The organism is Pseudomonas sp. IT-P218 (genome assembly GCF_949767605.1).
GTDB classification, from domain to species: Bacteria; Pseudomonadota; Gammaproteobacteria; order Pseudomonadales; family Pseudomonadaceae; genus Aquipseudomonas; species Aquipseudomonas putida_AE.
The window spans coordinates 181,993-207,818 of the sequence record NZ_CATKQQ010000088.1 but is presented as its reverse complement, the minus strand read 5'-3'; the positions used below and the strand labels follow the sequence as shown (position 1 = coordinate 207,818).

At 58.7% G+C, this 25,826-nt stretch carries 21 protein-coding genes and 3 pseudogenes; 14 read left to right on the top strand and 10 right to left on the bottom strand.

The genetic code is table 11. The features are described from left to right. Window positions 1-17: 17 nt before the first annotated feature. The 3 genes from tcuB to ACM6I6_RS28685 all read right to left on the bottom strand — a co-directional run bounded on the left by tcuB (window position 18) and on the right by ACM6I6_RS28685 (window position 3,719). Window positions 18-1,175 (bottom strand): tricarballylate utilization 4Fe-4S protein TcuB, encoded by a 1,158-nt coding sequence (tcuB, locus tag ACM6I6_RS28695; protein ID WP_414921106.1) that lies wholly within the window; start codon window positions 1,173-1,175, stop codon window positions 18-20. Continuing rightward, the gene (gene tcuA / locus ACM6I6_RS28690; protein WP_323627965.1) at window positions 1,162-2,616 is read right to left on the bottom strand and encodes an FAD-dependent tricarballylate dehydrogenase TcuA; all 1,455 of its coding nucleotides are present in this window, start codon (window positions 2,614-2,616) and stop codon (window positions 1,162-1,164) included. Before tcuA ends, tcuB begins: the two co-directional genes overlap by 14 nt. Window positions 2,617-2,783: 167 nt before the next feature. Next, window positions 2,784-3,719: a LysR substrate-binding domain-containing protein gene (locus ACM6I6_RS28685; RefSeq protein ID WP_401315158.1), complete on the bottom strand. Its 936-nt coding sequence runs from the start codon at window positions 3,717-3,719 to the stop codon at window positions 2,784-2,786. A 369-nt stretch (window positions 3,720-4,088) separates the two neighbouring features. Here ACM6I6_RS28685 and ACM6I6_RS28680 point away from each other — a divergent pair, with 369 nt between their 5' ends. From ACM6I6_RS28680 to ACM6I6_RS28630, 11 genes and pseudogenes are all read left to right on the top strand, one after another. After that, entirely contained in the window at window positions 4,089-5,378 is a 1,290-nt protein-coding gene (locus tag ACM6I6_RS28680) for an LssY C-terminal domain-containing protein (RefSeq protein ID WP_274076443.1), read from the top strand. A gap of 68 nt (window positions 5,379-5,446) precedes the next feature. Next, window positions 5,447-6,643: an LssY C-terminal domain-containing protein gene (locus ACM6I6_RS28675; RefSeq protein ID WP_323607720.1), complete on the top strand. Its 1,197-nt coding sequence runs from the start codon at window positions 5,447-5,449 to the stop codon at window positions 6,641-6,643. Window positions 6,644-6,713: 70 nt separating this feature from the next. After that, the gene (locus tag ACM6I6_RS28670; RefSeq protein WP_414921105.1) at window positions 6,714-7,793 is read left to right on the top strand and encodes a hypothetical protein; all 1,080 of its coding nucleotides are present in this window, start codon (window positions 6,714-6,716) and stop codon (window positions 7,791-7,793) included. Between the two features lie 173 nt (window positions 7,794-7,966). After that, window positions 7,967-9,433, top strand: coding sequence for a DUF6861 domain-containing protein (locus ACM6I6_RS28665; protein ID WP_414921104.1), 1,467 nt, complete (start codon window positions 7,967-7,969; stop codon window positions 9,431-9,433). A gap of 8 nt (window positions 9,434-9,441) precedes the next feature. Beyond that, window positions 9,442-9,756: a hypothetical protein gene (locus ACM6I6_RS28660; RefSeq protein ID WP_274076447.1), complete on the top strand. Its 315-nt coding sequence runs from the start codon at window positions 9,442-9,444 to the stop codon at window positions 9,754-9,756. Between the two features lie 234 nt (window positions 9,757-9,990). Next, window positions 9,991-10,806 carry an AraC family transcriptional regulator gene (locus ACM6I6_RS28655; protein ID WP_414921103.1) on the top strand — a complete coding sequence of 272 codons (816 nt, stop codon included), beginning with the start codon at window positions 9,991-9,993 and terminating at the stop codon, window positions 10,804-10,806. Window positions 10,807-10,918: 112 nt separating this feature from the next. Then, complete coding sequence (locus ACM6I6_RS28650; protein ID WP_274076449.1) at window positions 10,919-11,989, top strand: threonine aldolase family protein; 1,071 nt, start codon at window positions 10,919-10,921, stop codon at window positions 11,987-11,989. A gap of 303 nt (window positions 11,990-12,292) precedes the next feature. Next, complete coding sequence (locus ACM6I6_RS28645; RefSeq protein WP_414921102.1) at window positions 12,293-13,177, top strand: manganese catalase family protein; 885 nt, start codon at window positions 12,293-12,295, stop codon at window positions 13,175-13,177. Window positions 13,178-13,252: 75 nt separating this feature from the next. Continuing rightward, window positions 13,253-13,496: pseudogene (locus ACM6I6_RS28640) on the top strand (ZIP family metal transporter); the annotation flags it as partial. A 50-nt stretch (window positions 13,497-13,546) separates the two neighbouring features. Further along, window positions 13,547-13,978: a DNA methylase gene (locus ACM6I6_RS28635; RefSeq protein ID WP_274076451.1), complete on the top strand. Its 432-nt coding sequence runs from the start codon at window positions 13,547-13,549 to the stop codon at window positions 13,976-13,978. Between the two features lie 201 nt (window positions 13,979-14,179). Beyond that, window positions 14,180-14,413 carry a hypothetical protein gene (locus ACM6I6_RS28630; protein WP_274076452.1) on the top strand — a complete coding sequence of 78 codons (234 nt, stop codon included), beginning with the start codon at window positions 14,180-14,182 and terminating at the stop codon, window positions 14,411-14,413. A 269-nt stretch (window positions 14,414-14,682) separates the two neighbouring features. Here the strand turns inward: ACM6I6_RS28630 and ACM6I6_RS28625 are convergent, their stop codons facing one another. The 5 genes and pseudogenes from ACM6I6_RS28625 to ACM6I6_RS28605 all read right to left on the bottom strand — a co-directional run bounded on the left by ACM6I6_RS28625 (window position 14,683) and on the right by ACM6I6_RS28605 (window position 19,275). Then, entirely contained in the window at window positions 14,683-15,423 is a 741-nt protein-coding gene (locus ACM6I6_RS28625) for a Mut7-C RNAse domain-containing protein (protein WP_414921101.1), read from the bottom strand. Between the two features lie 47 nt (window positions 15,424-15,470). Next, window positions 15,471-17,147: a class II poly(R)-hydroxyalkanoic acid synthase gene (phaC, locus tag ACM6I6_RS28620; RefSeq protein WP_414921100.1), complete on the bottom strand. Its 1,677-nt coding sequence runs from the start codon at window positions 17,145-17,147 to the stop codon at window positions 15,471-15,473. Window positions 17,148-17,308: 161 nt separating this feature from the next. Then, window positions 17,309-17,533 (bottom strand): annotated as a pseudogene (locus ACM6I6_RS28615) (FAD-dependent oxidoreductase); the annotation flags it as partial. A 118-nt stretch (window positions 17,534-17,651) separates the two neighbouring features. Next, the gene (locus ACM6I6_RS28610; protein ID WP_274076455.1) at window positions 17,652-18,107 is read right to left on the bottom strand and encodes a GNAT family N-acetyltransferase; all 456 of its coding nucleotides are present in this window, start codon (window positions 18,105-18,107) and stop codon (window positions 17,652-17,654) included. A 274-nt stretch (window positions 18,108-18,381) separates the two neighbouring features. Then, window positions 18,382-19,275 (bottom strand): LysR family transcriptional regulator, encoded by an 894-nt coding sequence (locus tag ACM6I6_RS28605; RefSeq protein ID WP_274076456.1) that lies wholly within the window; start codon window positions 19,273-19,275, stop codon window positions 18,382-18,384. 94 nt (window positions 19,276-19,369) lie between these two features. Here ACM6I6_RS28605 and ACM6I6_RS28600 point away from each other — a divergent pair, with 94 nt between their 5' ends. From ACM6I6_RS28600 to ACM6I6_RS28590, 3 genes and pseudogenes are all read left to right on the top strand, one after another. Next, window positions 19,370-20,536, top strand: a complete 1,167-nt coding sequence (locus ACM6I6_RS28600; RefSeq protein WP_414921099.1) for an MFS transporter — start codon at window positions 19,370-19,372, stop codon at window positions 20,534-20,536. A gap of 433 nt (window positions 20,537-20,969) precedes the next feature. After that, window positions 20,970-22,421, top strand: a complete 1,452-nt coding sequence (locus ACM6I6_RS28595) for a DUF1254 domain-containing protein (protein ID WP_274076472.1) — start codon at window positions 20,970-20,972, stop codon at window positions 22,419-22,421. A gap of 483 nt (window positions 22,422-22,904) precedes the next feature. Further along, window positions 22,905-23,888 (top strand): annotated as a pseudogene (locus ACM6I6_RS28590) (Fic family protein); the annotation flags it as partial. A 487-nt stretch (window positions 23,889-24,375) separates the two neighbouring features. Here ACM6I6_RS28590 and ACM6I6_RS28585 read toward each other — a convergent pair. Both ACM6I6_RS28585 and ACM6I6_RS28580 read right to left on the bottom strand, forming a co-directional pair. Then, a complete protein-coding gene (locus ACM6I6_RS28585) occupies window positions 24,376-25,212 on the bottom strand; it encodes an SDR family oxidoreductase (RefSeq protein WP_414921098.1) in 837 nt (278 codons plus the stop codon). 21 nt (window positions 25,213-25,233) lie between these two features. Further along, entirely contained in the window at window positions 25,234-25,713 is a 480-nt protein-coding gene (locus ACM6I6_RS28580; RefSeq protein WP_323607729.1) for a cupin domain-containing protein, read from the bottom strand. Window positions 25,714-25,826: the final 113 nt, after the last annotated feature.

Sequence of the window (25,826 nt, the reverse complement as noted above, 5' to 3'; positions counted from 1 at the left end):
AATGAGTGCTTTAACCGTCAGTCGCTGCCGGCGTTGATCGGGTTGGGTTGACGTTTCTCGATGGCGTGTTTGAGCAGCGCTGCGCTGCGGAAGATTCCATGGGCGAATTTGCTGTAGGGCATGGTCAGGAAAAACGCCATGACCAGGCCGAGATGAATAGCCAACATCAAGCCCAAGGCGCTGGTTTCACGCAAAGCCAGTAGCGCCAGGCCGCTTGCGCTGACCAGAAACAGCAGCGCGATGAAGCCGCGATCCATGGGTTTTTGGTTCTCATCGCCGTGCGCAGGGTTGCGACGCAGGTTCAGCCAAAGAAGACCCGCCGGGCCGATCAGCAGGCCGATGCCACCGGCAATACCCAACATCACCGGCAAGCTGAAGATCGGATAAGGCGCCGACCACTTCAGCAGATAGTGAAAGAGTGTGGCGACACTGGTGGCGGCGAAGCACAGCATGAAACCGTAAAAGGTGAGGTGGTGGAATCGACGTCGCCACAAGGTGAATTGATCGTCGGCGTTGTTGCACCCTTCGCCATGGCCGCCGTCCAGGTACTTGAGCTTCGCGACGTTGGCCGTAGCCTCCAATGCAGCGGAAGTTTTCAACGGCAGTGGCGCTGCGACCGGTGAAACGTTGCGCCAGAAACGCCGCACACCCATGGTCAGGGCAAGTACCGCAAAGCCGAACACTGAGCCAAACATCAGCGCCAGGGTGTTATGCGGGAAAATCTTGTAGAAGTTGCCACTGGGAATGGCCGTGAACAGGTTGCCCATGAGCATCAGGGTCAGGCATAAAAACAACGCCAGTCCCCCACCGGAAGCCAGCGCCAGGGTCAGGCCGTTGCGCTGATACAACCTGCCCACCACTTGCGGCCAGGCGTATTCGGCGTAAGTATCCAGGCGCACTTTGGCCATGGCTTTGGGTATGTTGACGGCGAATTCGTGTGGGGCGGCGTACTGACAGGCGTGCAGGCACGCGCCGCAGTTATGGCACAAGTTCGCCAGGTAATGGATGTCGGCCTGAGTGAATTCCAGGCGCCGGGTCATCGCCGGAAATACCGCGCAAAAACCCTCGCAATAACGGCAGGCATTGCAGATGGTCATCTGCCGCTGGACTTCACTTTCGTCAAGATTCAACACCGGGATCAACCCGCCCGATGCTTGGGGATCAAACAGTTGCATGTCGAGACTCCGTGTTTACAGATGAAACGCCAAAGCCCACCGAAGCGGCCGCCTGCACGCCAGCGATGCGGCCAAACGCGGTACCGATGGCCATGCCGATGCCAGCGGTGTAGCCCTTGCCCAGAACATTGCCGGCCATCATTTCTCCCGCGACGAACAGGTTGGGGCTCGCTTTGCCGTTGAAATGCACGGCAGCGGTTTCGTCGGTGGCGAGGCCGAGGTAGGTGAACGTGACACCCGGTTTAAGCGGGTAGGCGTAGAAAGGTGGCTTCACCAATGGCCGCGCCCAATGGGTTTTGGCGGGCGTCAGTCCTTGGGTGTGGCAGTCGTCCAACGCCGTGTGATCGAACGTGCCAACGCGGCAGGCGCTGTTGTAGTCCTCGACAGTCTTGACGAATTTTTCTTGAGGCAGCTTCAACTGGCGGGCAAGGTCTTGCAGAGTATTGGCGGTGGTTCCGGGAAAGACCGGCGGCATGAAGCGGCCGATGGCTTGTTGATCGATGATCGAATACGCCTGCTGACCGGGTTGTCCAGCCACCAGACGCCCCCAGATCGCATAACGTTTCGGCCAGAAATCCTCACCTTCGTCGTAGAAGCGTTCGCCATCACGATTGACCACCACACCCAGCGATACGCAGTCGATTCGGGTGCAGATGCCGCCGTCGTAGAGAGGCGCGCGGGCATCAATCGCGACCATGTGTGCTTGCGTCGGATCGCCGATCACATCTGCGCCAAGGTCGAGCATGCGCCGTAGCAAAATGCCGGTGTTGAATCGTGTGCCCCGGATCAGGAAATTGTCCGATGGCCATTCACCGCGTTCGTTCTGACCCCAGGCTTCGCGCAGCCATTCACGGTTGGATTCGAAGCCGCCGGCCGCCAACACGCAGGCCCGGGCTTCAATGCGTTCTGCGGCGAAACGCTGACCATCGACCTCGTGTTCACCCACATGGGCGGCGACGAATTTCCCCTCATCCAACTCGATGTCGGTCACTTGCGTGTTGTATCGAACTTTTACACCCAGGCGCTCGGCGCTGCGGAAATACGCATTGACCAGCGCTTTGCCGCCGCCCATAAAAAATGCATTGGTCCGCGCCACGTGCAGTGCGCCGGACAGCGGTGGCTGAAAATGCACGCCGTGGGAACGCATCCAGTCGCGGCAAGAAGACGATGCCCGAATGGCAATGCGTGCAAGCTTTTCATCCGTGAGACCACCGGTAACCTTCAACAGGTCTTGCCAGTATTCTTCTTCCGGATAGGCATCGATCAGCACGTCCTGCGGTTCGTCGTGCATGCACCGCAGGTTACGGGTGTGTTGGGAATTGCCACCGCGCCAGATTTTCGGAGAGGCCTCCAGCAGCATCACGCTGGCGCCCGCTTCTCGCGCCATCAGAGCGGCGCACAAGGCAGCGTTGCCACCCCCTATGATTAAGACATCGATCATTATCGCTCCTCGATTGGCAAGGAAGCGGGAACGAAGTGCTCCTTGCGAGTGGGGAGAACGATAGGGTGGGGAAGGAGTGGCCGAAAGGCTGCTTTTGACGCGGGGTGTTTAGTTTTTCTAAAGGCTTTTTCGTCAGGAGAGACCTTGTGTCCGGGGTTGAACGAGGATTACGCGTCGACCCCTTCTATCCACGTAGCTCCAGGCCACTGTTTGTCGACGACCAACTGTCGGGCCACATCGACGATGACCAGCCGCGTTGCCAGCGCCGCCGGAGAGAGTTCGTCGTCAGCCAGCGTCGCCAGAAGATTACGCCGGCCCACATGGGGGTCGGCAATCCTGATCAGTGAAAGTCCGGACCCGTCTTTCAATGCAGCGGCCGCCCCCGGTTGTATAGTTGCCGCATGACCGGCCCGGACGGCGTTCATCAAAACAGCAAGACCGTCGACTTCCATAATGACATTGGGTGTTAGCCCGACCCGCTCGAACGCACTCATCAATGCCGAGCGCAATCCATGTTGCGCGCTGGGCATCACCAGCGGCAGGCCGCCGAGGTCGGCTAACTGCACGCTGTCACCAGATGGCGCCTGAGGCAGGCTGGGCGAGGCAATGACAAACAGTTTTTCATCCAGCAGCGGAGTAACGCTCCAGCGTTTACCCCCTTCGAGCTGGAACAGGATGGCCAGGTCAATTTGCCGTGCGTTGAGCTGCGCCGCCAAGTGGCCGGAAAGCATTTCCACCAAATGCAGTTGTATGTCCGGATAACGCGCACGCATTGCGTTGATCAACGGCAACGCGAGCACCGTCGCGGTAGTCGGCGGTAAGCCGACGCTGACATAACCGCTCATTCGCCCGCGATGGGCGGCCATGATTGCGTTTTCCGCTTGGCGTAGCGTCAATTGGGCATGGTGTAAAAACGCAAATCCGGCGCTAGTGGGCGTCACGCCAGTGGAGGTTCGATTCAGGAGGCGGGTGCACAGTTCGATTTCCAGCTTGGAGATTTGCTGACTGAGGGCTGACACACCAACGTCCAGTTCAAGTGCCGCACGCCCCAGGCTGCCAAGCTCGATGATTTTTACGAAATAGCGCAGTTGTCTTAATTCCAATGTGGCTGCTCCCCGCGAATTTGTTATTCAAATACCTGAACGTTTTGCCACGCAAGTTACGAAGCCCGAAGAGGCAGCATTGTCGCAGGTTTGGGTTGACCGTTGAGCACGTGCGCTTTGTCGTAACTGAATGGGTCAACTTGACGGTTCGCACGGGGAGTGTCGATTGACTGCTCCTGGCCGAAGCGGCCTGCTATCGATAGTTCGACTATTCTTCCATGGCGGCGAAACTCACCCCAAAAAGCCTGCGCAACTCCCGGGGCGGTTCCTGATGAAAAGCTGCGACGTAGAAACCAATGTCCGTAGTCGCTACGGATTACGTAGGCAGGCCAGCGGAGATTGGTAAACCCCAGTTGATGAGGTTACGCGATGCATCGCATGGTGAGACACGTTCTCTCAGCAACGGCCATCGCAGCTGCGCTCGCCGGCTGCGCCTCCCAGCCTGCGCCAACGCCGAGCCTTGACTACAAGAGCCGCGCCGTGACGCGCAGCGATGGAGGCTTGCGCGTGTCGACCGCCGTACTGTCGGCCGCAGAAAGCGAGGCGGTCTACGGCGTGCCTCTGGCGAATAGATCGATACAGCCCGTCTGGGTCGAAGTCAACAATCAGGAAGATCGCGCCTACTATCTGCTTTCGCCGGGCCTGGATCCAAATTTCTTCCCCGCATCCGAGGCGGCCGAAGCATTTTTCTCAGGGACCCCTCAGGACGAGCGGACGGCGCTCGACCGGCACTTTCGTCGGCTGGCCTTGCGCAACCCTATCGCACCTGGCACGACAACCTCGGGCTTCGTGTTGACCAATCTCGACGAGGGGTTCAAGTTCGTTAACCTCGATCTGGTGGCAAACGGGCGGTCGAGGCATTTCTCTGTCCTGGCCCTCGTGCCGGGGCTGCGCGCCGATTACCACATCAGCGAAGTGTTCAGGCAGGGCATCGCGCCCGAAGACATTGTGAATTACACGGATGACGCCAGTTTCCAGGCGGCGCTGGAGGCGCTGCCGTGCTGTGTCACCAACGAGGAGGGTTCCAGCAACGGCGATCCGCTGAACCTGGTGGTCGTCGGCGGGCTCGATGATGCCTTCCCTGCATTCGCACGTCGCGGCTGGCGTGGGACCGAGGAGAAGTGGTCGGGGTCGATCATGAAAGTGGTCAATTCGGCGCTTTCCGGCGAGCGCTATCCCTATGCGCCAGTGAGCGATCTCTATCTGTTCGGGCGGGCTCAGGACCTTGCCTTGCAAAAGGCGCGTGACAACGTCCACCAGCGCAATCACCTGAGGCTGTGGCTGAGCCCGATGCAATATCACGGCAAGCAGGTGTGGGTGGGACAGATCAGTCGTGATATCGGCAGCCGGATGACCGTGCATACTGCGACGCTGACGACGCACAAGATCGACCCTGACGTCGACGAAGCACGCAGTGCGCTGACACAGGATATGGCGTATTCGGTGACGCTGGCCAAATTCGGCTTTGTGAAGGGGGTGGGGGCCGCGCCCCAGAGCGCGCCGCGCGAGAACCTGACGACCGATCCTTATTACACGGATGGACTGCGCTGTGTCCTGGTATTCGACCCCACGCACACCTCCCTGGGGCAAATCGAATTCTTTCTATCACAGGGCATCTACGAGAAGGGCGGACAACCACCGGGGCGGGTCAAGCCATGAGCCGCTTGCCGTCGGGGGATACTCTGCGATGTGCAATACGCTGCCTGCGCACCCTGGGTTGTGCAGCGATGCTTGCACTCGCCGTTGCTTGTTCGACCTGGCAGGCGCCTGCCGATTTCAGTACCTCCGGATTGCGTGAACGTGCGCAGACGGCCACCCATCACGAGATACGCGTCAGCGCCGCCGTGCTCAGTGCCGAAGACAGGCGGCAAATGCTGGGGGTCGAGTTGGACAGGACGCGTGTGCAGCCCGTGTGGGTCGAAGTCCAGAACCGGTCTGCCGAGCCGCTCTTGTTGCTGCGGCCGGGAACCGATCCCGATTATTTCTCGCCACTGGAAGTCGCCTGGTCCATGCACGGGTTATTCGCCCCGGCAGCGAACGCGCGCATCAATGCACACCTGGACCAACTGGGGTTCAAGAATCCCGTCCTGCCAGGCGAAACGAAAGCGGGCTTGCTGTTCATCAACCCGGAGCGCGCTACGCGGCTGCTGAATATCGATCTGCTGCAGAGAAAGACGCTGATCCCGTTCTCTCTCTTCTTGCGGGTGCCGGACGATGCCGGGGAAAAATGGTTTGCCGAAGGCTTGTTCCAGCATCAAGGTTCCGAGATCAAGGACTATGACGATCTGGTCGCGCTGCGTGCCGCGCTGGAGCGCCTTCCCTGCTGCGCCACTGACGCGAACGGCAGGGCGCAGGGCGATCCGTTCAATGTGATTCTCGTCGGTGAGTTCGCCGATATCGCCACCGCCTTTGTGCGGCGCGGCTACCGGCGTTCCACGCACCCCGCGGATGCGGCCGAACGTGCGTTCGGCCGCATGCCCGATGCCGTGGTGCGCAAGCAATCGCAAGCCGGAGCGCCGGCGACCTGGGTGCGTTTGTGGATCATGCCAATGCGCTTCGAGGGTCACTCCGTCTATCTCGCGCAGGTCGCACGACCGACCGGCGGACGCTTTGCACCGCGCGAGGCGCAAAATCTCGTCTTGCATGAGGACGTCGATGAGGCGAGGAATTTGCTGATCCAGGACATGATGTATTCGGCCGGCCTGGACAAGCTCGGGTTCGTCACCGGCGTCGGTCCCGCGTCCCAGGCACAACCGCGAACGACGTTCAGCGGCGCCCATTACTTCAGCGACGGTCTGCGTGCGGTCATGTTCTTTGCGACGCGACCGCTGAGCCTGTCGCAGGTGCAGATGCTCGATTGGGAACCGTATCTGGACTGGCGAGAATCGCCTGCACGCAAGGAGGTCGACAATGCCCGCGAGTAAACTGTTCGGCAGGCTGGATGACTCGGCCGGCCGTTTTTGCGGTGCCTGCCCACTGTTGCGCAGCGCTGGCATGGCATGGTTGATGATCGCTGCCTGCCATGGGCTCACCGCCTGCGCACCCGCGCCGCTGATGGCCTACTCGCCGGACACACCGCCGCTGGTGCTGGTCCCTGCGTCGCAGGCCGGCGTGCAGGACAAGCGGGGGCGCTTTCGCGAGATTTTTTGCTCGATCCTCAATACGCGAGGAAGCGAGATTCCCGATAGCCGCCCTTGCGAGGAGGCACTGACACGCGTCGGCAGCGAACCTGCTGGCACTGGCAAACCCGTCGATCTCGGTCAATCGAAACGCCGTCTGATCGGCGCTGTGGTGGCCGGCGTCGGCTACGAATGCTTCGAGCAATGGCTGCAAGCGCCCGGCAGCGTAGCAGTTCATCTGCGTCAGTTCGGCTATGACCTGGTGCAGATGAAGGTCGACGCCTTGTCGAGTTCTGCAAAGAACGCTCGGCAAATACGCGACGCGATCATGGCGATGCCAGCCGAAGCCGGACCGCCGCGCCTCGTCCTGATCGGTTATTCGAAGGGCGCGCCCGACATTCTCGAAGCGATGGTCAATTACCCGGAAATCCGCGGCCGCGTGGCGGCAGTGGTCAGCGCAGCCGGCTCGGTCGGCGGCTCGGCGCTGGCCAACGACGCCGAGCAGTACCAGGCGGACCTGTTGCGACACTTTCCCGGTTCGACCTGCGATTCGGGCGACGGTGGCGCGATCGACAGCCTGCGACCCGCAACGCGCAAGAACTGGCTGGCGCAGCACCGGCTGCCGTCCGAACTGAACTACTATTCGCTCGTTACCTTCCCGCAGCCGGATCACATCTCGGCCATACTGAAATCGAGTTACAACAAGCTGGCGCAGATCGATGCCCGTAACGACAGCCAAGTGATTTTCTACGATCAGATAGTGCCGGGCAGCCGCCTGATGGGCTATATCAACGCCGATCATTGGGCACTGGCAGTGCCGATCGCCCGCACGCATTCGACCCTCGGATCACTGTTGGTGACACAGAATGCCTATCCGCGCGAGGCGCTGGCGGAGGCGATGCTGCGCTTCGTCGAAGAGGATCTGGCGGCATCTGAGCATTTGAGCATTAAGTAAATACCAACAATGTCTGTTTGACATCATTGCCCTTTGTAACGGCGATGAGAAAAATAATCCCTGTTTGAAAATGTTATCGAGCATTCGCGGTCATAAATGGCAACCTGCCAGTATCCGGCCGAGCTTTCAACGAGTGTGGCAGCCCCGCCTCCTTTCAAGGACGTCACGAGTAAATGGATCTTTTAACCAACCTGCCCAGCTGGGACGACATCGAACGAAATTTCGACCAGAAATTCAATGCGTTGAATGAGGGCGTCGATCACGGCTTCCAAAGCGCCCACGACGGCTGGAACGGCTTTACCCGCCGCGTCAGCAACGGCGCCACTCAAGCCTACGGGTACGTGGGCGGGCATCGGATCGATAACGTCCGCCACGCGATGGCTCTATCTGTCCCCATCATGCAGATGAACATCAGCCGCAAATGGGCGTCGATCAATATCAACGAAATTCTGCCGGTGTTGCTCAAACTGTTGCAGGAAGTTGTGATGATCGTGGGCGGTAGCGTGACGATCGGTGCCGCTCTGGGTGGAGCGGTCGGCTCCCTTGCCTTTGGTGCTGGCGCCGTGCCTGGCGCAACAATCGGCGCCGGTGTCGGATTGCAGGTCGGTAACTTGATCATGGCAGCGCTGGGATTGTACGCCATCACCGGTTATTTCTCGGCGGGAATAGGGCCCTGCCTATCAACGATATTTGAAGGTCTCTGTACCGCGTGGCAAGCGGAAGACGGCTTGAAAAATCCTGGCCTCGACCCGACTGGCGGTTCAGCGGCGATGATTCAGGAACGCAAAGAACGCGCAGCCAGACAGTTGGCCCAAGGGCAAGAGCAATTGGTGTTGCTGTTACTGACGGCGATTGTCACCTATCTCACCCGAGGGCAGATGAAAGCGGGTGTGGTCAACAGCCTGGAAAGTATTGCGACGAGAAGTGCCAAGTTTCGATCCGAGATTTCCAACAAGCCGTTCGCCGTATGGCTCACGAAAAACGAAAAACTACTTTTGGAGCATCCGGAGCTACAGATTAGGGGGGTCACTTCAGTTGAGAAGCTTGCGCGGGAAAATCAAATGCGCGAGTTTTACGCGAAGCAAGATACTGAATTCGTTTCAGTCGAAAACAAACGAAAGTCGGTAAAGACATTTGAGCCAAGGGGCTTAAGTAACCAGGAAATCCATGATTATCTCCAGAGTGCGGACGGGCAAAAATACATCGCTAAACTCGCATTGGCAGACCCTGAGGCATCATCTGCAAGTCTCTTAGAGAGAGCTTTTGGCCAAGTGGCATCAGGCAGTACTGTACCCGTTACCACTGGCATAAGAACGCCGCTTGTGAAGATCGTACCTGTGGGTGAAAAAGGCATTTCCGACTACTCACCATTTTTCACTACAATGGAAGAATTGCAGGCGGCAGCTAAGTCCGATAAAACTCTAGCAGACTCACTCGGTTTGCCGGTCATCAGCGAAAATGCCAGATATTCTATTTTTGAAATTAAGCCACTTGAGCCTACTGAAGTTTTCGTTAGCAAGGTTGCGCCAACGGTAGAATTTGGGGGTAGAATTACGAGAACGGGAGAGGCGGCACAATATTTGGTGCCTAATCGGCAAGAGTGGTCTGCAGCAAAGCTCATTGGCGAAATCGACAATTAGGAATTAGTATGGATATTCAAGCGTTAAAACAGACCGCAATCGAATTGCGAAAACAACTGGAATTGTATAAGGACAAAGAGCCGGCAGCACTGGCTTTGTACGGGCAAATGGAATATTTGATATCCGCAGCTGAGCGTGGTGAGATCAATACCCAAGTTGAAGCAAGGGATATACCAGGCCATCGCATCATGGATGAGTCAAGCCTTCGGAAATATCGGGAGCTTTCGGATGCTTATAGCAATTTTTATGTTGAACTTATCGAGGGTCGTGGCTCGGACACGCTTAAAATGATAGAGGAAATCATGAAAAAAGTCAGACCGTAAATTAGCTATTTCTCGGTTAAACTTGCACTGATATTCACCAAAAAAACAGAATTAATCGGCGATGTGACAACTGCCCTTACTGTTGAGTGGTCAGCAGTACAGCTAATGGGTAACTTTCCGGGCATCCATAAGCAGTGCTTCGCGACAGTTACTAGCTGACAACCTGTAGATCCATATCTTGCGCAGATCTAGAATGTGTTGGCCTTCCTCGCCGCCGATCCTGGTACGGATTCCATGACTGAGCACGCAAGTTACCACCACGTTAGTGAAGTTCCCGGCCTCGTGCTGGGCTCGGCGCGCCTGACGGATGCCGGTTTCGATCGCCATTACCACCTCGACTTCCACGTTGGCTTCGTGACCGAAGGCATCCAGCGTCATCGATCCAAAGGCGAGTCGTTTCTGCTGGGGCCTGGCAACATTGCCCTGATGCCGCCGGGTGAAATCCACGACGGAGTGGCCGAAGGCGGCGGCGCCTACACGCTCAAGACATTCCGTTTGTCCCAGGCGCTGGTCGCGAGCCTCGCGGAAGACTTCAGTGGTCGTCCCCAGGACCTGGAACTGGCCGGCATGTTGCTCGAAAACACCGGGCTTGCCGGCCACCTGCGCGGCTTGCACGAGGCCATGCAGCAGGCCATCGGCCCTGGCGGTCTCGCGGTGCAGGCGCAATGGCTGACCCTTGTCGAGGGTCTGTTGCGTCAGTCGCGGGTGATCGTGCCCGAGGCGATTTCTGGAGCGCTCTCGCCCCTGCAATGGTCACGCCTCAGGGACTATTGTTTCAGCCACATCGATCAGCGCATTACCCTGGATGACCTCGCCGGTCTTTGCGGGTTGGGCCGGTTTTCGTTCCTCAAGCAGTTCAAACGGACCATCGGCATGACACCGCACGCATGGCTCCTGCGACTGCGTCTTGAACAAGCCTGTGGCCTGCTGTCGCGCAGCGAACTGCCGATCATCGATGTCGCCCACGCGGTCGGGTTTTACGATCAAAGCCACTTCAACCGTGCGTTTCGACACGCATTCGGCGTCGCGCCTTCACGCTACAGGCATTGAGTGTCGGCGTTTCACCGGCCGTCAATTTTTTACAAGCCTGGGCACTGTCCCTCGCCCTAGGATGCGCAAAACCGGGCGACTCTTCTTCGCCCGTGCAGCCGAGGACAGGTAGATGAACGCTCAATCAAACCAACCGCTCGCATTGAGTTTTGCCAGCGACAACATCGCGGGGGCCTCAAAGGAAGTGGCGCAGGCCATGATCAGGCACAGCACCGGCCAGGCCAGTGCGTACGGCACGGACGAACTCTCCCTAAAGGTCAAGCTCAAGCTCAGCGAGATCTTCGAGCGCGACGTGGAGGTCTTTCTCGTCCCTACCGGCACCGCCGCCAACAGCCTGTGCCTGAGTGCGATGACGCCACCCTGGGGCAACATCTATTGCCATCCCGCCAGCCATATCAACAACGATGAATGCGGCGCCCCCGAGTTCTTTTCCAACGGCGCAAAGCTGATGACCATCGACGGCCCGTCGGCCAAGCTGGATGTCACCCGCCTGCGCGAACGGACAGGTGAAAAGGTCGGTGACGTGCACACGACCCAACCTGCCTGCGTCAGCATTACCCAGGCCACTGAAGTCGGTAGCCTCTACAGCCTGGACGAAATCGCCGCCATCGGTGAGGTGTGTAAGGCAAGCGCCCTGGGGTTCCACATGGACGGTTCGCGGTTCGCCAACGCGTTGGTTGCCCTGGGCTGCTCCCCGGCGCAGATGACGTGGAAAGCCGGGGTGGATGCGCTCTCGTTCGGGGCTACCAAGAATGGTGCGCTGGCCGCCGAAGCGATCGTCCTGTTCAACCCCACGCTTGCCACCGAGATGAGCTATCGCCGCAAGCGCTCCGGCCATCTGCTCTCCAAGATGCGTTTTATATCGGCGCAGATCGATGCGTACCTCACCGACGACCTGTGGCTACGTAACGCACGCCAGGCCAACACAGCCGCCCAGCGCCTGGCCCGTGGGCTGGCGGGTCTGCGAGGCGTTGAAGTCATGGCCGGCGCCGAGGCCAACATCCTGTTTTGCAAGCTGGATTCGGCAATCATCGAAGCCCTGCTGAAGGCCGGGTTCGGGTTCTACCATGATCGCTGGGGGCCAAACATCGTGCGCTTTGTCACCTCGTTCGCGACCACTGCCGAGGATGTCGATCATCTGCTGAGCCAGGTCCGGCGAGTGATCGATACGCTGAGCGCGTAAGCGATTGGGTAATGGCATTGATGGCTGAGCATGCGCCGGTGGTTGGTCGGGGTTGATGATGGAGGGGCGATGTAGCTCCACGCGATGTAGATTATATTTACGTCAGGTAAGTTTGGATCTGCGAAGGATCGACCGACGACTGGTGAAATAAATGCTTGAGTGGCAGTACGCCGTGCCGCTCGTCGAATTTGAAAAATCTTTAGAAAATTTTCTCAGGCCCTTCACCTTCAGATGACTGTGGGCGCCGCATTCAGTGAATCACCGAATGAGTATCGGCGCCTTTTTGGCCTGAGGAGATTCGTCATGTTCCTACATAACAAACGACTTCAATACACCGTGCGCGTTGCCCAACCCAATCCCGGTTTGGCGAACCTTTTACTTGAGCAGTTTGGCGGAGCCCAGGGGGAGTTGGCCGCTGCGTCCAGATACTTCACCCAGGCGTTGGCCGAAGAGGATCCAGGCAGAAAGGATCTACTGATGGACATTGCCACCGAAGAACTCAGTCACCTGGAGATCGTCGGTTCAATCATCGTGATGCTCAACAAGGGTGCCAAAGGCCGCCTGGCCGAAGGCGTGGAAGAGGAGGGCGAGCTGTATCGCGCAATCAATGGCGCCGGTAATGACTCGCACATCACCTGTCTGCTGTACGGCGCCGGTGCACCACTGACCAACTCCGCAGGCGTGCCGTGGTCGGCAGCCTACGTCGATACCATCGGTGAGCCCACGGCGGACATGCGTTCCAATATTGCTGCCGAGGCCCGCGCCAAGATCGTTTACGAGCGCTTGATGAACGTCACTGATGATCCGGGTGTGAAAGAGGCCCTGGGGTTTCTGATGACCCGCGAGATCGCGCATCAATTGTCGTTCGAAAAAGCCTTGCACTCGATCCAGCCGAACTTCCCGCAAGGCAAGCTGCCCGGCATGCCTGAGTTCACCAATGTGTACTTCAACCTGTCTCAGGGCGAAGGCAGCACGCGTGGGCCGTGGAACCAGGGTGTCGATTGGGATTATGTAGAAGATCCAAAGCCGGCAGTCGACGGCGGTGATGGCGCTGCCAGCGTGGAGCTTAGCGCTGACGAAGACTCCCTGCTGATGGACATGAAAGCCCGCACGATGTCTGACCCTGAAAGCAATCCCATCACGGGTGCAGACCTGGGCTCGGGTGTCCAGGGACGTGATGAAGCCTGATAGATGTCACCGCACGCCGTCATGGCGTGCGGTGTTTCTCATTCAATGATGCGAAACAGGAGGTCTCATGCCCGAAGCGTCCTGATTGCCGTTGCATCAGGCCTGATGGAGCCTTTAGGCGCTGTTGTCGGCCTCGGCATTTCAACCAGTTTCGCCTTGGGCTACCCCGTCGCTTTAGGCCTTGCAGCAGGGGCGATGATCTTTGTTGTCTCCCATGAGGTCATACCCGAGACACATCGCTGGCCACCAAACGCCCGCGACATTGGGGCTGATGCTGGGGTTCGGGGTCATGATGTTTCTCGATACGGCATTGGGCTGACCGCCTTACCCGTTCGAACCGGATAAGGCGCCTGAGAGGGGAAGATTTCAATGCACGAGATTATCAGTGCACAGGATTTGAATATTGACCTGCAAAGCGCCAATGAAGAGGGCTTGTTCAAATGGCTGGTCGCCAGTTTTTTAATGGGCAAAAGGATTCAGGCCCGAATTGCCGCGCAAGCGTATCGAGTGATTGTCGATAAGCATAAGCGTGACACACCGGGCAAGCTCGCCCACAGCACCCATCGGGAACTCGTGGCCATGTTGGGCGAGGCGCATTATGTGCGATATGACGAAACTACCTCTGCGCGTCTGTTGGCCCTGGCTCACAAACTCAACAATGAGTACGCAGGGAAGGTGAGTAATATCGTCAGCGCGAGCGCGGATCGCCGGGACTTTGAGAATCGGCTCATTGCCTTTGAAGGTATTGGTCCCAAGACGGTCGAAATTTTCATGCGCGAGGCGTCACGAGTGATCCTGTGAACGCGCAATAGCGACGAGGGACAGGCCGAGCAGAGCAAGTCGTTCAAAAAAAGCACCGGAGACAACCTCAACATGGCGAACTTTCTTTCGATCTACCAAGTCGATTAGCTATCAGCCTCGTGCGCAACAGTAGAGGGTGCGCAAGCCTTGGCTAGTGGCTCGCGATGGATCCAGAACAAATATTAAAAAATGGTGATCGCGATGAATTGTCTTATTTGTGTCGGTGTCGCACAGCGCATTCAATGCGACGGCCCATGGGAAGAAAGAGACTGTCCGGACTGTGGTCGCTACCGTGTTTCAGATGAGCTCATCCTGGCCTTGATTGATCAGGGGCAGATCTTCGACGTCAGCAAGACGAGGGATATGCTCAATAACCGGCGTCTGGAGGATGCTATTCCGACAATTGAAATCCATGAGGCGCTACTGGTGTCTTGATAGGGTCGCGCAAACCATGCCAACGCAAAAAATAACCGTTGAAGGCTTGCAGTTGAATGTTTCAATCCGCGGCCAAGGCTCACCGCTGCTCTTGCTCAACGGCCTGGGTGGTTTGATCCGTACCTTCGATCCCCTGCGCGATGAACTGATGGATTTCAGGACCATTACGCTGGACGTGCCCGGGGTCGGAAAATCGCAAATGCCCCGCTGGCCGATGCGTCTGCCGCGCCCTGCTTTCCCAAGCTGCGCAGTCGGCCCGATTCACGCGGCTATCGTTTCATCAGAGCTGCCAGCAATGCACTCATATCGCGCCAGTGCGACCCCTCCCAGTAAACCCGTTGGCAGGCGTCGCAGTGCAGGAAGTGCGAATGGAGGGCCGCAATGCGTGGCGGCACCCGTGGCCGAGCCCGTTCCGGGCTGAGCTCGTGCAGCGGCAGGTTGCAGTGAAGGCAGAGGCTGAAGGGTCGCGCACAACGCGCCAGGTCGAGGCGCTCGAACAATTCGCGCAGCTGCAGCGATGGTTTAAGGGCATGCACATAACAGCCGTGGCTGATGATTCGGCGCTTGAGCAGGTCGCGGTCGCGCGTCAGCACGATGCGTCCGTGCTGCGCAGCGATCTCGGCGATCTCGCCATCTTCGAAGGCATTGTCGTAGAGGGTGTCGAAGCCGCTCATGCGCAGCAGCCGGGCCAGCCCGCCAAGGTGTGCGTCCGCGACGAAGCGCAGCACCCGTAAAGGTTGCGCACGCACCTTGAGCAGCGGGCTGATGTCCAGCGCTTCGAACTTGGGATACACCGCCAGCCGGTCGCTGTCGAGGATCACCCGCTCGAAGCCCACCGACTCGCCGTTCAGCAGCACCAGCTCGACCTCGGTGTGCGGTACCCCGAGGGCCTCGATCATGTGCTTGACCGTCGCCCCTCGCGCGCACTCGCAGGTAAAGGGTTGCCGCCGCCGTTCGGCGGGCAGGAAATCGTTGAGCTCCTCATAGAAGCGGAAGGTTGCGCTGGTCATGCTCAACAGTATGGCAGGGCTGCAGGCACACAGCCCTGCCAACCGATTCAGCGCAGGTGCACGTAGGTACCCGGCGCAGCCTCGGCAGCGGCATAGGCCCTGTTGCCGAGTTTGCGCGGAGCCTTTTTGTGATCGCCCGAGCGTGCCTGCAGCCAGGCCAGCCAGTGGGGCCACCAGGACCCGGCCTGTTGACTGGCAGTGTCCATCCACTCCTGAGCCTCGACGGGCAGGTTGCTGTTGGTCATGAAGCGCGCCTTGGGGTTGCCCGGCGGGTTGAGGATGCTCTGGATATGCCCACTGTTGGACACCACGAACTCGCCCTGGCCGCCAAACAGATGCATGGAGCGATAGCAGGCGTCCCACGGGGTGATGTGGTCGCTCATGCCTGCGATGCAGTAGAAGTCACTGGTGACCTGGCTGAGGTCTATCGGTGTGCCGCCGACCTCCAGGGCGCCGGCGCGGGCGAACGGGTTGGTCTGGTACATATCGATGAATTCGCCGTGCAGCGTGGCGGGCAGGTTGGTCGTGTCGTTGTTCCAGTAGAGGACATCGAAGGCCGGCGGCTCGTTGCCGAGCAGGTAGTTGTTGATCCAGTAACTCCAGATCAAGTCATTGGGGCGCATCCAGGCGAAGACCTTGGCCAGCTCGCGGCCCTCGAGCACGCCCGCCTGATAGGAACGGCGCTTGGCGGCCGTCAGGGTCTTCTCGTCGGCGAACAGCCCGACCTGGGTGTCGGGGCGGATGTCCAGCATGCTGACCGCCAGGGTAAAGGCATTGATCTTTTTTTCGTCCAGGGCGGCGTAGTGACCCAGCAGCGAGGACAGGGTGCAGCCTCCGGAACAGGCGCCGAAGGTGTTCAGGTCGGTGCTGCCGGTGATCGTAAGCACCGCGTCGATCGCTTCCTTCAGGGCTTCCACGTAGCTGGTCAAACCCCATTCGCGCTGGGCCTTGCCCGGGTTGCGCCAACTGATGGCGAAGGTCTGGATACCGCTGCCGAGCAGAAAACGGATCAGGCTCTTCTCCGGCGTCAGGTCAAACAGGTAGAACTTGTTGATCTGCGGCGGCACCACCAGAAACGGACGCACCTGCACCTGCTCGGTACGGGGCTTGTACTGGATCAACTCCAGCACCTCATTGCGAAACACCACCGCACCTTCGGTGATGCCCAGGTTGTGGCCCACCTCGAACGCCGTCTTGTCCACCTGGCTGGGCATGCCGCCGTTTTCGAGCAGGTCCCGGGTCAGCTGCGAGAAGCCATCGAGGATGCTCTTGCCGCCGGTTTCAAAGAAGCGCTTGAGCGCGACCGGGTTGGCCAGGGTGTTGGTCGGCGCCATCGCATCGGTCAGCAGGCCGATGACGAACTGACCACGCTGAGCGTCCTGTTCGCTGAGGCTGCTGGTGCTGATCCAGTCGTTCATCTCCTGGCACCAGGCCAGGTAAGTCTTCATGTAGCGACGGTAGAGCGGGTTGCGCTGCCAGGTCAGCTCGTCGAAGCGCTTGTCTCCCGCCGCGGGCTTGAGCGGCGAGCGGTCGAGCAATACATTTTTCAGCTCGATACCGAATGCAGCCATATGCCGAGCGCTGTGCATGGGTTGCTTCACTACCTGTCGCAGGACCATGCGGGCGGTACCGAGCAGGTCGCGCCCGCGAGGGCCGACCGCCGGATTGAGGTTCAACGTTTGCATTGCGGCTTGCTGGGAGAGTTCTTTATTTTTCTTGTTCATTGTGCTGCTCCGGAAAGGCCCCGAAGACGGGCGCCCGGCAGTTAAAGGGCTGCGAACAAGCCGTGCATTGAAAAAGGCAGGGCTGGCCACGCAGATCTTGAGCAGCAGCTTATCGAGGGGGGAACGGCAAACATTTCATTTGACGACAACGTCTTTTCACTTCATGACAATCCATGACCTTTTATCCGCGATTTGCTGAATCGCTCGGGACGACAGGATTCAAGGGCAGGGGATACCTTGTCGTCGACTATTTCCTCGCTGGCAAGTCGGCCCACGATCGCCGCCAGCGTGACGCCAGGATGCATGGCGCAAACGTACACTCCATCGATATCGGGCAGATAGCCGATGATGGGGATGCCATCGACAGGCATTGGCCTGAGTCCAGCCAGGTGATACGCCAGGGACGCGCCCACAATGCCTGCCCCGATGACGACCACTCGCTTGCCTGCGTTAATTTCATGACAGCTTCCGTTCTGTTGGCCTGATTAAAGTACTGGATCCGGGCTAGTGCTCCAATGTCTTCGCCATGATGATGGTGCGCTCTGATTGGTGAAATTCGTCGCGGATTTTCTTGAAGCCAAGCGCAGCGTAAAAACCTTGCGCAGTGATTGAAGAGGGGACACGCAGGAGGCTGACGCCATCTTTTATGGCGATCGATTGAATCATCGCCATCAACTGTCTTCCGATGCCTTTCCCTTGCCAGGTTGGGTCGACAAACACGCTTCGGACGACGTCCTTATCAAGACTGGCTGTTGCAACGATATGACTGTCGGTTGTTGCTACTAGCACCTGACGCCGGGTCAACAAATCAAGGATCGCCGATGGAGAAAAACTTGACTCCACTTGATCGATGATTGCGGATGAATAGTCCAGGGCATTGGACTCGCGAAGGGTGCCAATGATGATCCGACTGATTGCCAGTGCATCTGCATTCGTTGCGTTTCGAATCAGGCAACTCATTCAGGTGGCTCCTTGCGTGTGATCCCTTGATCGTAAAGGGATGTGGCGTTACTGGCGAGTATGAAAGGCGCCTGATGTATTGCGAACGCTGCATCGATTGGACATTGACTCGTTCAGATGACTGCTTTTGGCCGTTTTTTTGTTTGTTATGGACTCCCGATTGTTCCAGTCAGGCAGACCACCCACTGATAGCGCGCCCAACGATGGGCTGTTCACTACTTGCTTGATGCGTACAGCATCACGAGCAGCCGGAAGAATCAAGTGACGCCACCGCTTACATCCGGTGATGTTCCAACAAGAAGTCCACGAACAACCGCACCCGAGCCGGCATTGCCGAGCCGCCTACGAACACCGCATGAATCGGCTCCTGGTCGCCGGGGTTCCAGGCTTCCAGCAGCGGTATCAGGTCACCGCGCTGCAGATCCTCGCTCACGCTGAACTCGCCGATACGCGCAATGCCGGCACCTACTCGCGCGAGTTGTGCCAGCGCTTCACCACTGCTGCATTCGATGTTGCCGCTGACCTTCAGGGAAAACTCTCTTGTGTCACGGATGAACGGCCAGTTGGGTTCGGCACGCCGGAAGTTGAAGCGTAGGCAGTTGTGCCGTAGCAGGTCTTCCGGTTCCTGGGGGATGCCGTGCCGCTGCAGATACTCGGGCGATGCCACCACTACCTGGCCGGTGTTGCCGATCCTGCGCGCGGTCAGCGGGCTGTCGGGCAGATGGCCAAAGCGCACCGCGACGTCGGCCTGGCCGCCGAGAATGTCGACCACTTCGTCGCCGAGGGTGAGGTCGACGACGATGTTCGGGTAGCGGGCGCTGAATGCTGCCACCAAGGGAACGATGGCCAGTCGCCCATGGCCAAGGGCAGCGCTGACCCGCAATCGGCCCCTTGGTACGCCCTGGTCGGCGATGGCTTCTTCAACCTCGGCCATGTCGGCCAGGATACGCCGGGCGCCGCGCAGGAAAGCTTCGCCCTCGGCGGTGAAGGTGATCGCTCGGGTGGTGCGCAACAGCAGGCGCGTGCCAAGACGTTGTTCGGTGCGCGCGATGATCCGGCTGACCGCCGAGGGTGTCAGCCCCAATGCACGCGCGGCGGCCGACAGGCTGCCTTCCTGCGCCACGGTGGCGAACACTTCCATTTCACCCGACCTGCCGTTGAAGTCCATTTGTGCCTCTTACGCAAAGGTGATTGCCGAAAATGCTATCTACCGCCTGAAAAGGTTGGATCGTAGCATTGGCGGCATAGATAAGGAGCCTTCCATGCGTATCAATCCACCACTTGTCGCACTCGCCATTGGTGCCTTTGGCATCGGCGTTACCGAGTTCGCCCCCATGGGCATGTTGCCGGGCATCGCTGCGGATCTCGGTGTTTCCATTCCCGCCGCAGGTCTGTTGGTCAGTGCTTACGCCCTGGGCGTACTGCTCGGCGCGCCGCTGATGACCCTGACCACCGGCAGGATTCCCCGGCGCTATCTGCTGATCGGACTCATGGCGATTTTCACCCTGGGTAATCTGATGTCAGCCCTGGCCACCGATTACTACAGCCTCATGGTCGCCAGAGTGGTGACTTCACTGAACCACGGCGCGTTCTTTGGCGTTGGCTCCATCGTCGCCGCCAGCGTCGTCGCTCCGCAGAAACGAGCCGGGGCGGTTGCGGCGATGTTCATGGGCCTTACCCTGGCAACCATCGGCGGTGTGCCGCTGGCCGCCTGGTTTGGCGAACTGTTCGGCTGGCGCACCGCATTCTGGGGTATCACCGGCCTCGGCGTGGTGGCCATGGCCGCGTTGTGGTTCGCCCTGCCGAACCTGCCGGCGCCGAAAAGCGTCGGCGTTATGGCCGAAATTCGGGTACTGGGCCGTGGCCCGGTGCTGGGGGCGTTGGCCCTGACCGTCGTCGGTTCGGGTGCAATGTTTACCGTCTTCACCTACATCGCGCCGATCCTCAGCAGCGAGACCCATGCGTCCACCGCCTACATCACCGCCATGCTGGTGCTGTTCGGTGTGGGGTTGACGCTGGGCAACATGTGGGGCGGCAAGGCCGCCGACCGCTCGATAGATCGCACACTGATCGTTTCGCTGAGTGTGCTGATTCTCGTCTTGCTGGCGTTCACCGTGCTGATGCGTTGGCCGCTGCCGGCCGCCGTTGCCATCCTGATATGGGGTATCGCCAGCTTCGCCCTGGTGCCGCCGCTACAGATGCGCGTCATGGAGGCTGCGAAGGACGCGCCCAATCTGGCCTCGGCGGTGAACATCGGTGCCTTCAACCTGGGCAACGCGATTGGTGCGGCGCTGGGTGGAGCGGTGATCAATGCCGGTCTGGGTTATCCGGCGATTTCCCTGGCCGGAGCGGCAGTGGCGGGTCTGGGGCTGCTGATGGTGTTGGCTTTTGCCTGGCGTTCCAGAACGATTGCAGCTGCGGTGGTGTGAGGGGGGTAGTCACCATTGATGAGTGACGACTAGCGGCCAGTTGTTGCCTGTCGCGAAGGACTGCAAGCGACCCATTGCAGTCGCAGGCAGCCCTCATTAATGATATCGGACACACAACAGTAGTTTTCTGACTGTTCGCCTTTAGCTCGCAAGGGGGATGCCGGCTTATTGTGATCTACACTCCTTGGGCGTGTGGATGGGGGCATGCCAGTCGATCCGTAAAAACCTTGTCTGGCTATCGTGTATCAGGCGAGTTCGACAACGCCTAAATTCAAGCCCTGACCGCCAACACGACTTGGCGCTGCTGAGAAAAATCCAAGAGCGTTTCATGTGTCATGCCTGGTATCTAACTGTCGGCATGAAAACTCACGACGCCAGCTTGCACTAAACCAACGAGGTGAAAATGAACAGGAAGTCAAACCGGGGCTGGACGATGGCTGCGGCACTCGTCGTAGTGGGTTCAACGGTATTTGCTGGGTGTGCGAGCAAGAACGATCCGATCACACAGGCAAACAAGGCCGATGTGACCAAGGGCGTACCCGCACCAAGTCTCGAGCAGACCAAGGCGATCGCCGAGGAAGGTTTCATCTACGGCTTGCCGCTGGTGATGAACTACGCCGTGATGCACGAATATGCCGTCGACAAGGGCGGCCCGCAATACAAGGCGCCGTTCAACCAGATCAAGAACGAGCCTCGCGTCTTCACCTACCAAGATACGGCCATCATCACTCCGAACAGCGACACCCCGTACTCATTTGTCTGGCTGGACCTGCGCGCGGAGCCGATGGTTATCTCGGTGCCGGCAGTGGACAAGCGGCGTTACTACTCGGTGCAGATGATCGACGGCAACACTTACAACTACGGTTACATCGGCAGCCGTGCCACCGGCAACGAAGCGGGCGACTACATGGTGGTCGGTCCCGATTGGAAAGGCGCGCCCCCTCCCGGTATCAAAAAAGTCTTCACCTCGACCACCCCCTTTGCCGTGAGCGCCATTCGGACTCAGCTCTACAATGCCAAGGACATGCCGAATGTCGAGAAGGTGCAAGCGGGCTATAAGGTCCAGCCGCTCTCCGCCTTCCTCCATCAACCCGCGCCGCCCACTGCGCCGAAGATTGATTTCGTGCCGGCTACGACGGAAGGCATCAAGGCCAACTTCTACGAGTACTTGTCGGCCGCGATGGAGTATGTGCCGCCATCGGCCGACGACCAGGAGATCCGGGCCAAGCTGGCGAGCATTGGGGTGGGACCTGGTCGCACCTTCGAATTCAAGGACCTCTCGCTCGAGCACAAGGCTGTGGTCCTGCTCGGGATGAAGGCCGGTGACGAGAAGGTCGACAAGTTCCTCGCGAGCGGGACGAAGATAATCAACGGCTGGAACGTAGGCGCGTACTTCGGCGACCAAACGTTCTACAAGGCCGACTGGCTGAAGCGTGCTGGTGCTGCGAAAGGCGGCCTTTACGGCAACGACGCCGTCGAGGCGATGTATCCCAACACGCGCACCGACGGCACCGGCCATACGCTGGATACCAGCAAGCGCAAGTACACGCTGACTTTCCCGGCCGGCAAACTGCCGCCAGTCAATGCCTTCTGGTCAGTGACCATGTACGACGGCAAGAGCCAGCTGTTGGTCAAGAATCCGCTCAACCGTTACCTGATCAATTCGCCGATGCTGTCGGCGATGAAGAAAAACACGGATGGTTCACTGACGCTGTACATCCAGAAAGACTCCCCCGGCAAGGCCAAGGAGGCAAACTGGTTGCCCGCGCCTGACGATACCGTCTTTCTGGTAATGCGCCTCTATTGGCCAAAGACCGCCCCCCCTTCGATTCTTCCCGCTGGCGAAGGCAGCTGGCAGCCACCGGCGCTGGTGGTATCGAAGTAGTGCGACCCATTGCTGACACGTAGGTCGGTGTCGGCCAGTGCTACCTTTTTTGCCAATAGCAGCCGATCATGAAGGGCTGCTATTGGTCTCTTGCCCACTCGACAATTGTCCCATCATGCTGCGGCTGATGAGCCTACCTTCAGGCTGCCACGCTGAGAGTCCGGGGCCGACCACTACACAGATTCCCGGCGCGCCGAAAATCAGAAAGCCCGAAAATAGTGGTTACGCAACCATTTTCGGTTAATATTTTCTGAGTGTTCGGCGCGTATTTTAAGAAAATCTTGGCTCGGTTAAAAAAATCTAGCCAACGACTGGGGAAAAAATGGGAAATCTAGTGGGTTACGCCCATTTGATTAATGCGATGGGGCTGAAGGCTATCGGGGTAAAGAAGCCCGCACTCGTTCAACCCGTCACCCGCATTGAGCGGATCAACGGCGCGCTTGCAGTGCCGCAAGCGGTTGCACCGGAGGCTGGGGATTTTCTCTAGGGCGCTCGAAAGAGTTCATTGCTTCCTTGCCTAAGGAAATGATGGATCGCACCATCAACTGGGCGTACCTGAGCGAAACAGATTCCTCATTTGCGATTGAAAAGGAAGCACCAAGCCAGCAGAAGTCAGAGCGTTTCGTTCAGTTGCTGCGCCAGGCACATGACCGACAGCCGCTTACCGAAGACTACTTGGTCTCTCTGCAAAACAATGCAATTTCCCAACCGCTTGAATGGGCGGTGGCCTTCCGGCATGAACAAAACCACCTGACCAACTCCTTTCGAGGAGCGGCAGGGGTCACCTATATCCCCCCACCTCCAGACCTTTGCCGGGATCTGATGTTCGAACTCATGGCCTTCGCAAACCGTGCACCGTTGGAGCTTGACCCGCTGGTGGCCGCCGGCATTGCCTCATTCGGGTTCGTGTTCTTGCATCCCTTCATGGATGGGAATGGCCGACTGTCGCGCTTCTTGATACACCAGGCATTGTGCTGCAGCGGTGCGCTGGAGAACGGTTTGTTACTCCCTGTCTCCGTTGCCATGAAGCGAGAGGAGCAACGCTACCTTGAAGCTCTGCAGAGCTTCTCGAAACCTGCCCGGCAATTCTGGGACGTTCGTTGGATCGATGCCGACAACATGTCGCTTAACTTCACCGGCGACCCAAGCCTCTATCGCTACTGGGATGCGACTGAATGTGTGGCCTTCACGCTGGAAATGGCCAAGCGGGCATTGGAAATTGAACTGAGGGAAGAAACCGAGTATCTGCAACGATACGACACGTTGCTCAAGGTGGTTAATGACAACTACGACGTGCGCGGCAGCCTCTTGAGCAAGCTGATAATGCAGTGCTTAGACCAGAATGGGGTCGTATCAAAGGGCCGGCGGAAGCAATACAACGGGTATATCCAAGAGGAGGTTTTCGACTTCCTGGAAGGTCACGCCCAAGCCCTTCTGGCAGAAGCCTACGCAGAGCCCGACGACTAATAGTCTAGCGACCGGGGCGGTTGAATGACCGGTGGCAGATCCCTTGGATGAAGCCATGGCCATCTCAGTCCCGCCATCTCCACTAGCTATCAGGCGGCCCAACCTTTCAAGCTCCTCAGCTTTGAAAAGGCCCAAAGCGTGCGGTCGTTCACCCACGTGACCATCACTGGAATACCTCAAGTCTGTAACAGGCGCTGATCAAAGCAATCAGCAGCCTGCGACAGACTCCATTTATTCCCGACAGACTTTATTTCATAGCTCAAGCAGGCCAGGCAGGAGATCTACTTTTTCAACAGAATCGGCCGAAAGCTGCCTGTCGTGAAGGGCAGCTATCGACTCAAAGATGTCGCTAATCAACCGATCCATGGGGCTGCGCTGATTGAGCTTGCGTTACTACCCATGCGCTTTCTTCAGCCCTTGCAAGCGCACTTTCGCCCTTTGCACAGCGGGCAGGGAGGGTGGAGGTCATCAGTTCCACGGCAGTGACTTACCGAGGCGCCAGGTCGCCGTACCAGTAGGCTGCGGTGACGCCGCCATCCATGAGAAAGTCGCTGCCGGTGATGAAGGTGCCTTCGGGCCCCATCAGTAACGCCGCGACTGCACCGACTTCGTCGGGTGTGCCGCCACGGCCGGCAGCGCTGAGATCGATCATGCGGCGGTAGCCTTCGCCACGCGGACCGCTCAATTCGTCTCTGGCCAGTGGGGTGAAGATGATGCCGGGGCTGATGGCGTTGACTCGTGCCCCGCGCTTGCCCCAGCGTACGGCCTCGGCCATCACGCGCAGCGAATTGGCGCGCTTGGAGATCTGATAGGCGTTCAATGGATCAGTCACCTGGTCGGCCTGAAGCATGGGCAGTGCCAGCAATTGCTCGACAGGCGTGGTGGCCAGTGCCTTGTCCTGTTCGGGTGTCAGGGCGGGCAGGCGATGGCCGGACTGCGAGGCGATGACGATTGCCGAGCCGCCCTCGGCGATCACTTTGCCAAACGCTTCCAGCACCAGGGCCGTGCCATAAAGGTCCACTCGCAGGATGGTCGCTACCGGCGCTTGGGAAGGTGAAACACCCGCCGCGTGGATCACGCCGGTGATGTCACCGATGGCGGTTGCCATTCGAACCAGTGCCTCGACCGATTCGCGCGAAGAAACGTCGACGACGGTCGTGCTGACTTCGAAGCCTGCGTCGAGTAGCACCTTGGCCGCTGCGTCAGCGTTCTCCAGGCGCAGGTCGGCCAGCAGGACATGTTTACCCGCGCTGACGCGGCGGGCAATCGCCTGGCCAATCGAACCTGCTCCAATGACGACTGTGACTTTGCGGGTGTTTTTCATGAGGACCTCGTGTGAATTCGATCAAAGCCCTTGGGCGTACTGTTCGTCGCTGACCTGTTCCAGCCAGTCGACCACTTCGCCGTCCAGCACTTCGGCAATGGCGATATGCGTCATTGCAGTGGTGGCGGTCGCGCCGTGCCAGTGTTTGATGTTTGGTGGAATCCACACGGTGTCTCCCGGTTTGATTGAACGAACCGGTTGCCCCAACGCCTGCACCAGTCCGGATCCCGCGGTGACGATCAAGGTCTGGCCCAACGGGTGAGTGTGCCAGGCAGTGCGAGCGCCCGGTTCAAAGGTCACGGTGGCGCCGCTGACCCGCGCCTCTTGTGTCCCCTTGAACGGCGCGTCGACCCTAACAGTGCCGGTAAAGTAATCGGCGGGTCCCTTGGCGGAAGGCTGCGAGCCGTTCGGGTTAATGACGAGCATGGGTTTTTCCCCTTCTGCGGTTACATCGAAAGCGAGCAATGACAGCGACAACGCCGTGGCCGCGAGATTTTTCATGACGGTTCCCTTGAGGCAACAGCCGTCGGTGACGACCTGAATGGATCTAAAATCTATCAGCTGCTCATTAATATGATTAGAGGCTAGAATCCGAAAATATTTATGTGAGGTTC

Excerpts from the sequence above, each read along its gene's own strand:
- tcuB (WP_414921106.1), bottom strand. The coding sequence starts at position 1,175 with ATGCAACTGTTTGATCCCCAAGCATCGGGCGGGTTGATCCCGGTGTTG.
- tcuA (WP_323627965.1), bottom strand. The coding sequence starts at position 2,616 with ATGATCGATGTCTTAATCATAGGGGGTGGCAACGCTGCCTTGTGCGCC.
- ACM6I6_RS28680 (WP_274076443.1), top strand. The coding sequence starts at position 4,089 with ATGCATCGCATGGTGAGACACGTTCTCTCAGCAACGGCCATCGCAGCT.
- ACM6I6_RS28675 (WP_323607720.1), top strand. The coding sequence starts at position 5,447 with ATGCTTGCACTCGCCGTTGCTTGTTCGACCTGGCAGGCGCCTGCCGAT.
- ACM6I6_RS28670 (WP_414921105.1), top strand. The coding sequence starts at position 6,714 with ATGGCATGGTTGATGATCGCTGCCTGCCATGGGCTCACCGCCTGCGCA.
- ACM6I6_RS28665 (WP_414921104.1), top strand. The coding sequence starts at position 7,967 with ATGGATCTTTTAACCAACCTGCCCAGCTGGGACGACATCGAACGAAAT.
- ACM6I6_RS28660 (WP_274076447.1), top strand. The coding sequence starts at position 9,442 with ATGGATATTCAAGCGTTAAAACAGACCGCAATCGAATTGCGAAAACAA.
- ACM6I6_RS28655 (WP_414921103.1), top strand. The coding sequence starts at position 9,991 with ATGACTGAGCACGCAAGTTACCACCACGTTAGTGAAGTTCCCGGCCTC.
- ACM6I6_RS28650 (WP_274076449.1), top strand. The coding sequence starts at position 10,919 with ATGAACGCTCAATCAAACCAACCGCTCGCATTGAGTTTTGCCAGCGAC.
- ACM6I6_RS28645 (WP_414921102.1), top strand. The coding sequence starts at position 12,293 with ATGTTCCTACATAACAAACGACTTCAATACACCGTGCGCGTTGCCCAA.
- ACM6I6_RS28635 (WP_274076451.1), top strand. The coding sequence starts at position 13,547 with ATGCACGAGATTATCAGTGCACAGGATTTGAATATTGACCTGCAAAGC.
- ACM6I6_RS28630 (WP_274076452.1), top strand. The coding sequence starts at position 14,180 with ATGAATTGTCTTATTTGTGTCGGTGTCGCACAGCGCATTCAATGCGAC.
- ACM6I6_RS28625 (WP_414921101.1), bottom strand. The coding sequence starts at position 15,423 with ATGACCAGCGCAACCTTCCGCTTCTATGAGGAGCTCAACGATTTCCTG.
- phaC (WP_414921100.1), bottom strand. The coding sequence starts at position 17,147 with ATGAACAAGAAAAATAAAGAACTCTCCCAGCAAGCCGCAATGCAAACG.
- ACM6I6_RS28610 (WP_274076455.1), bottom strand. The coding sequence starts at position 18,107 with ATGAGTTGCCTGATTCGAAACGCAACGAATGCAGATGCACTGGCAATC.
- ACM6I6_RS28605 (WP_274076456.1), bottom strand. The coding sequence starts at position 19,275 with ATGGACTTCAACGGCAGGTCGGGTGAAATGGAAGTGTTCGCCACCGTG.
- ACM6I6_RS28600 (WP_414921099.1), top strand. The coding sequence starts at position 19,370 with ATGCGTATCAATCCACCACTTGTCGCACTCGCCATTGGTGCCTTTGGC.
- ACM6I6_RS28595 (WP_274076472.1), top strand. The coding sequence starts at position 20,970 with ATGGCTGCGGCACTCGTCGTAGTGGGTTCAACGGTATTTGCTGGGTGT.
- ACM6I6_RS28585 (WP_414921098.1), bottom strand. The coding sequence starts at position 25,212 with ATGAAAAACACCCGCAAAGTCACAGTCGTCATTGGAGCAGGTTCGATT.
- ACM6I6_RS28580 (WP_323607729.1), bottom strand. The coding sequence starts at position 25,713 with ATGAAAAATCTCGCGGCCACGGCGTTGTCGCTGTCATTGCTCGCTTTC.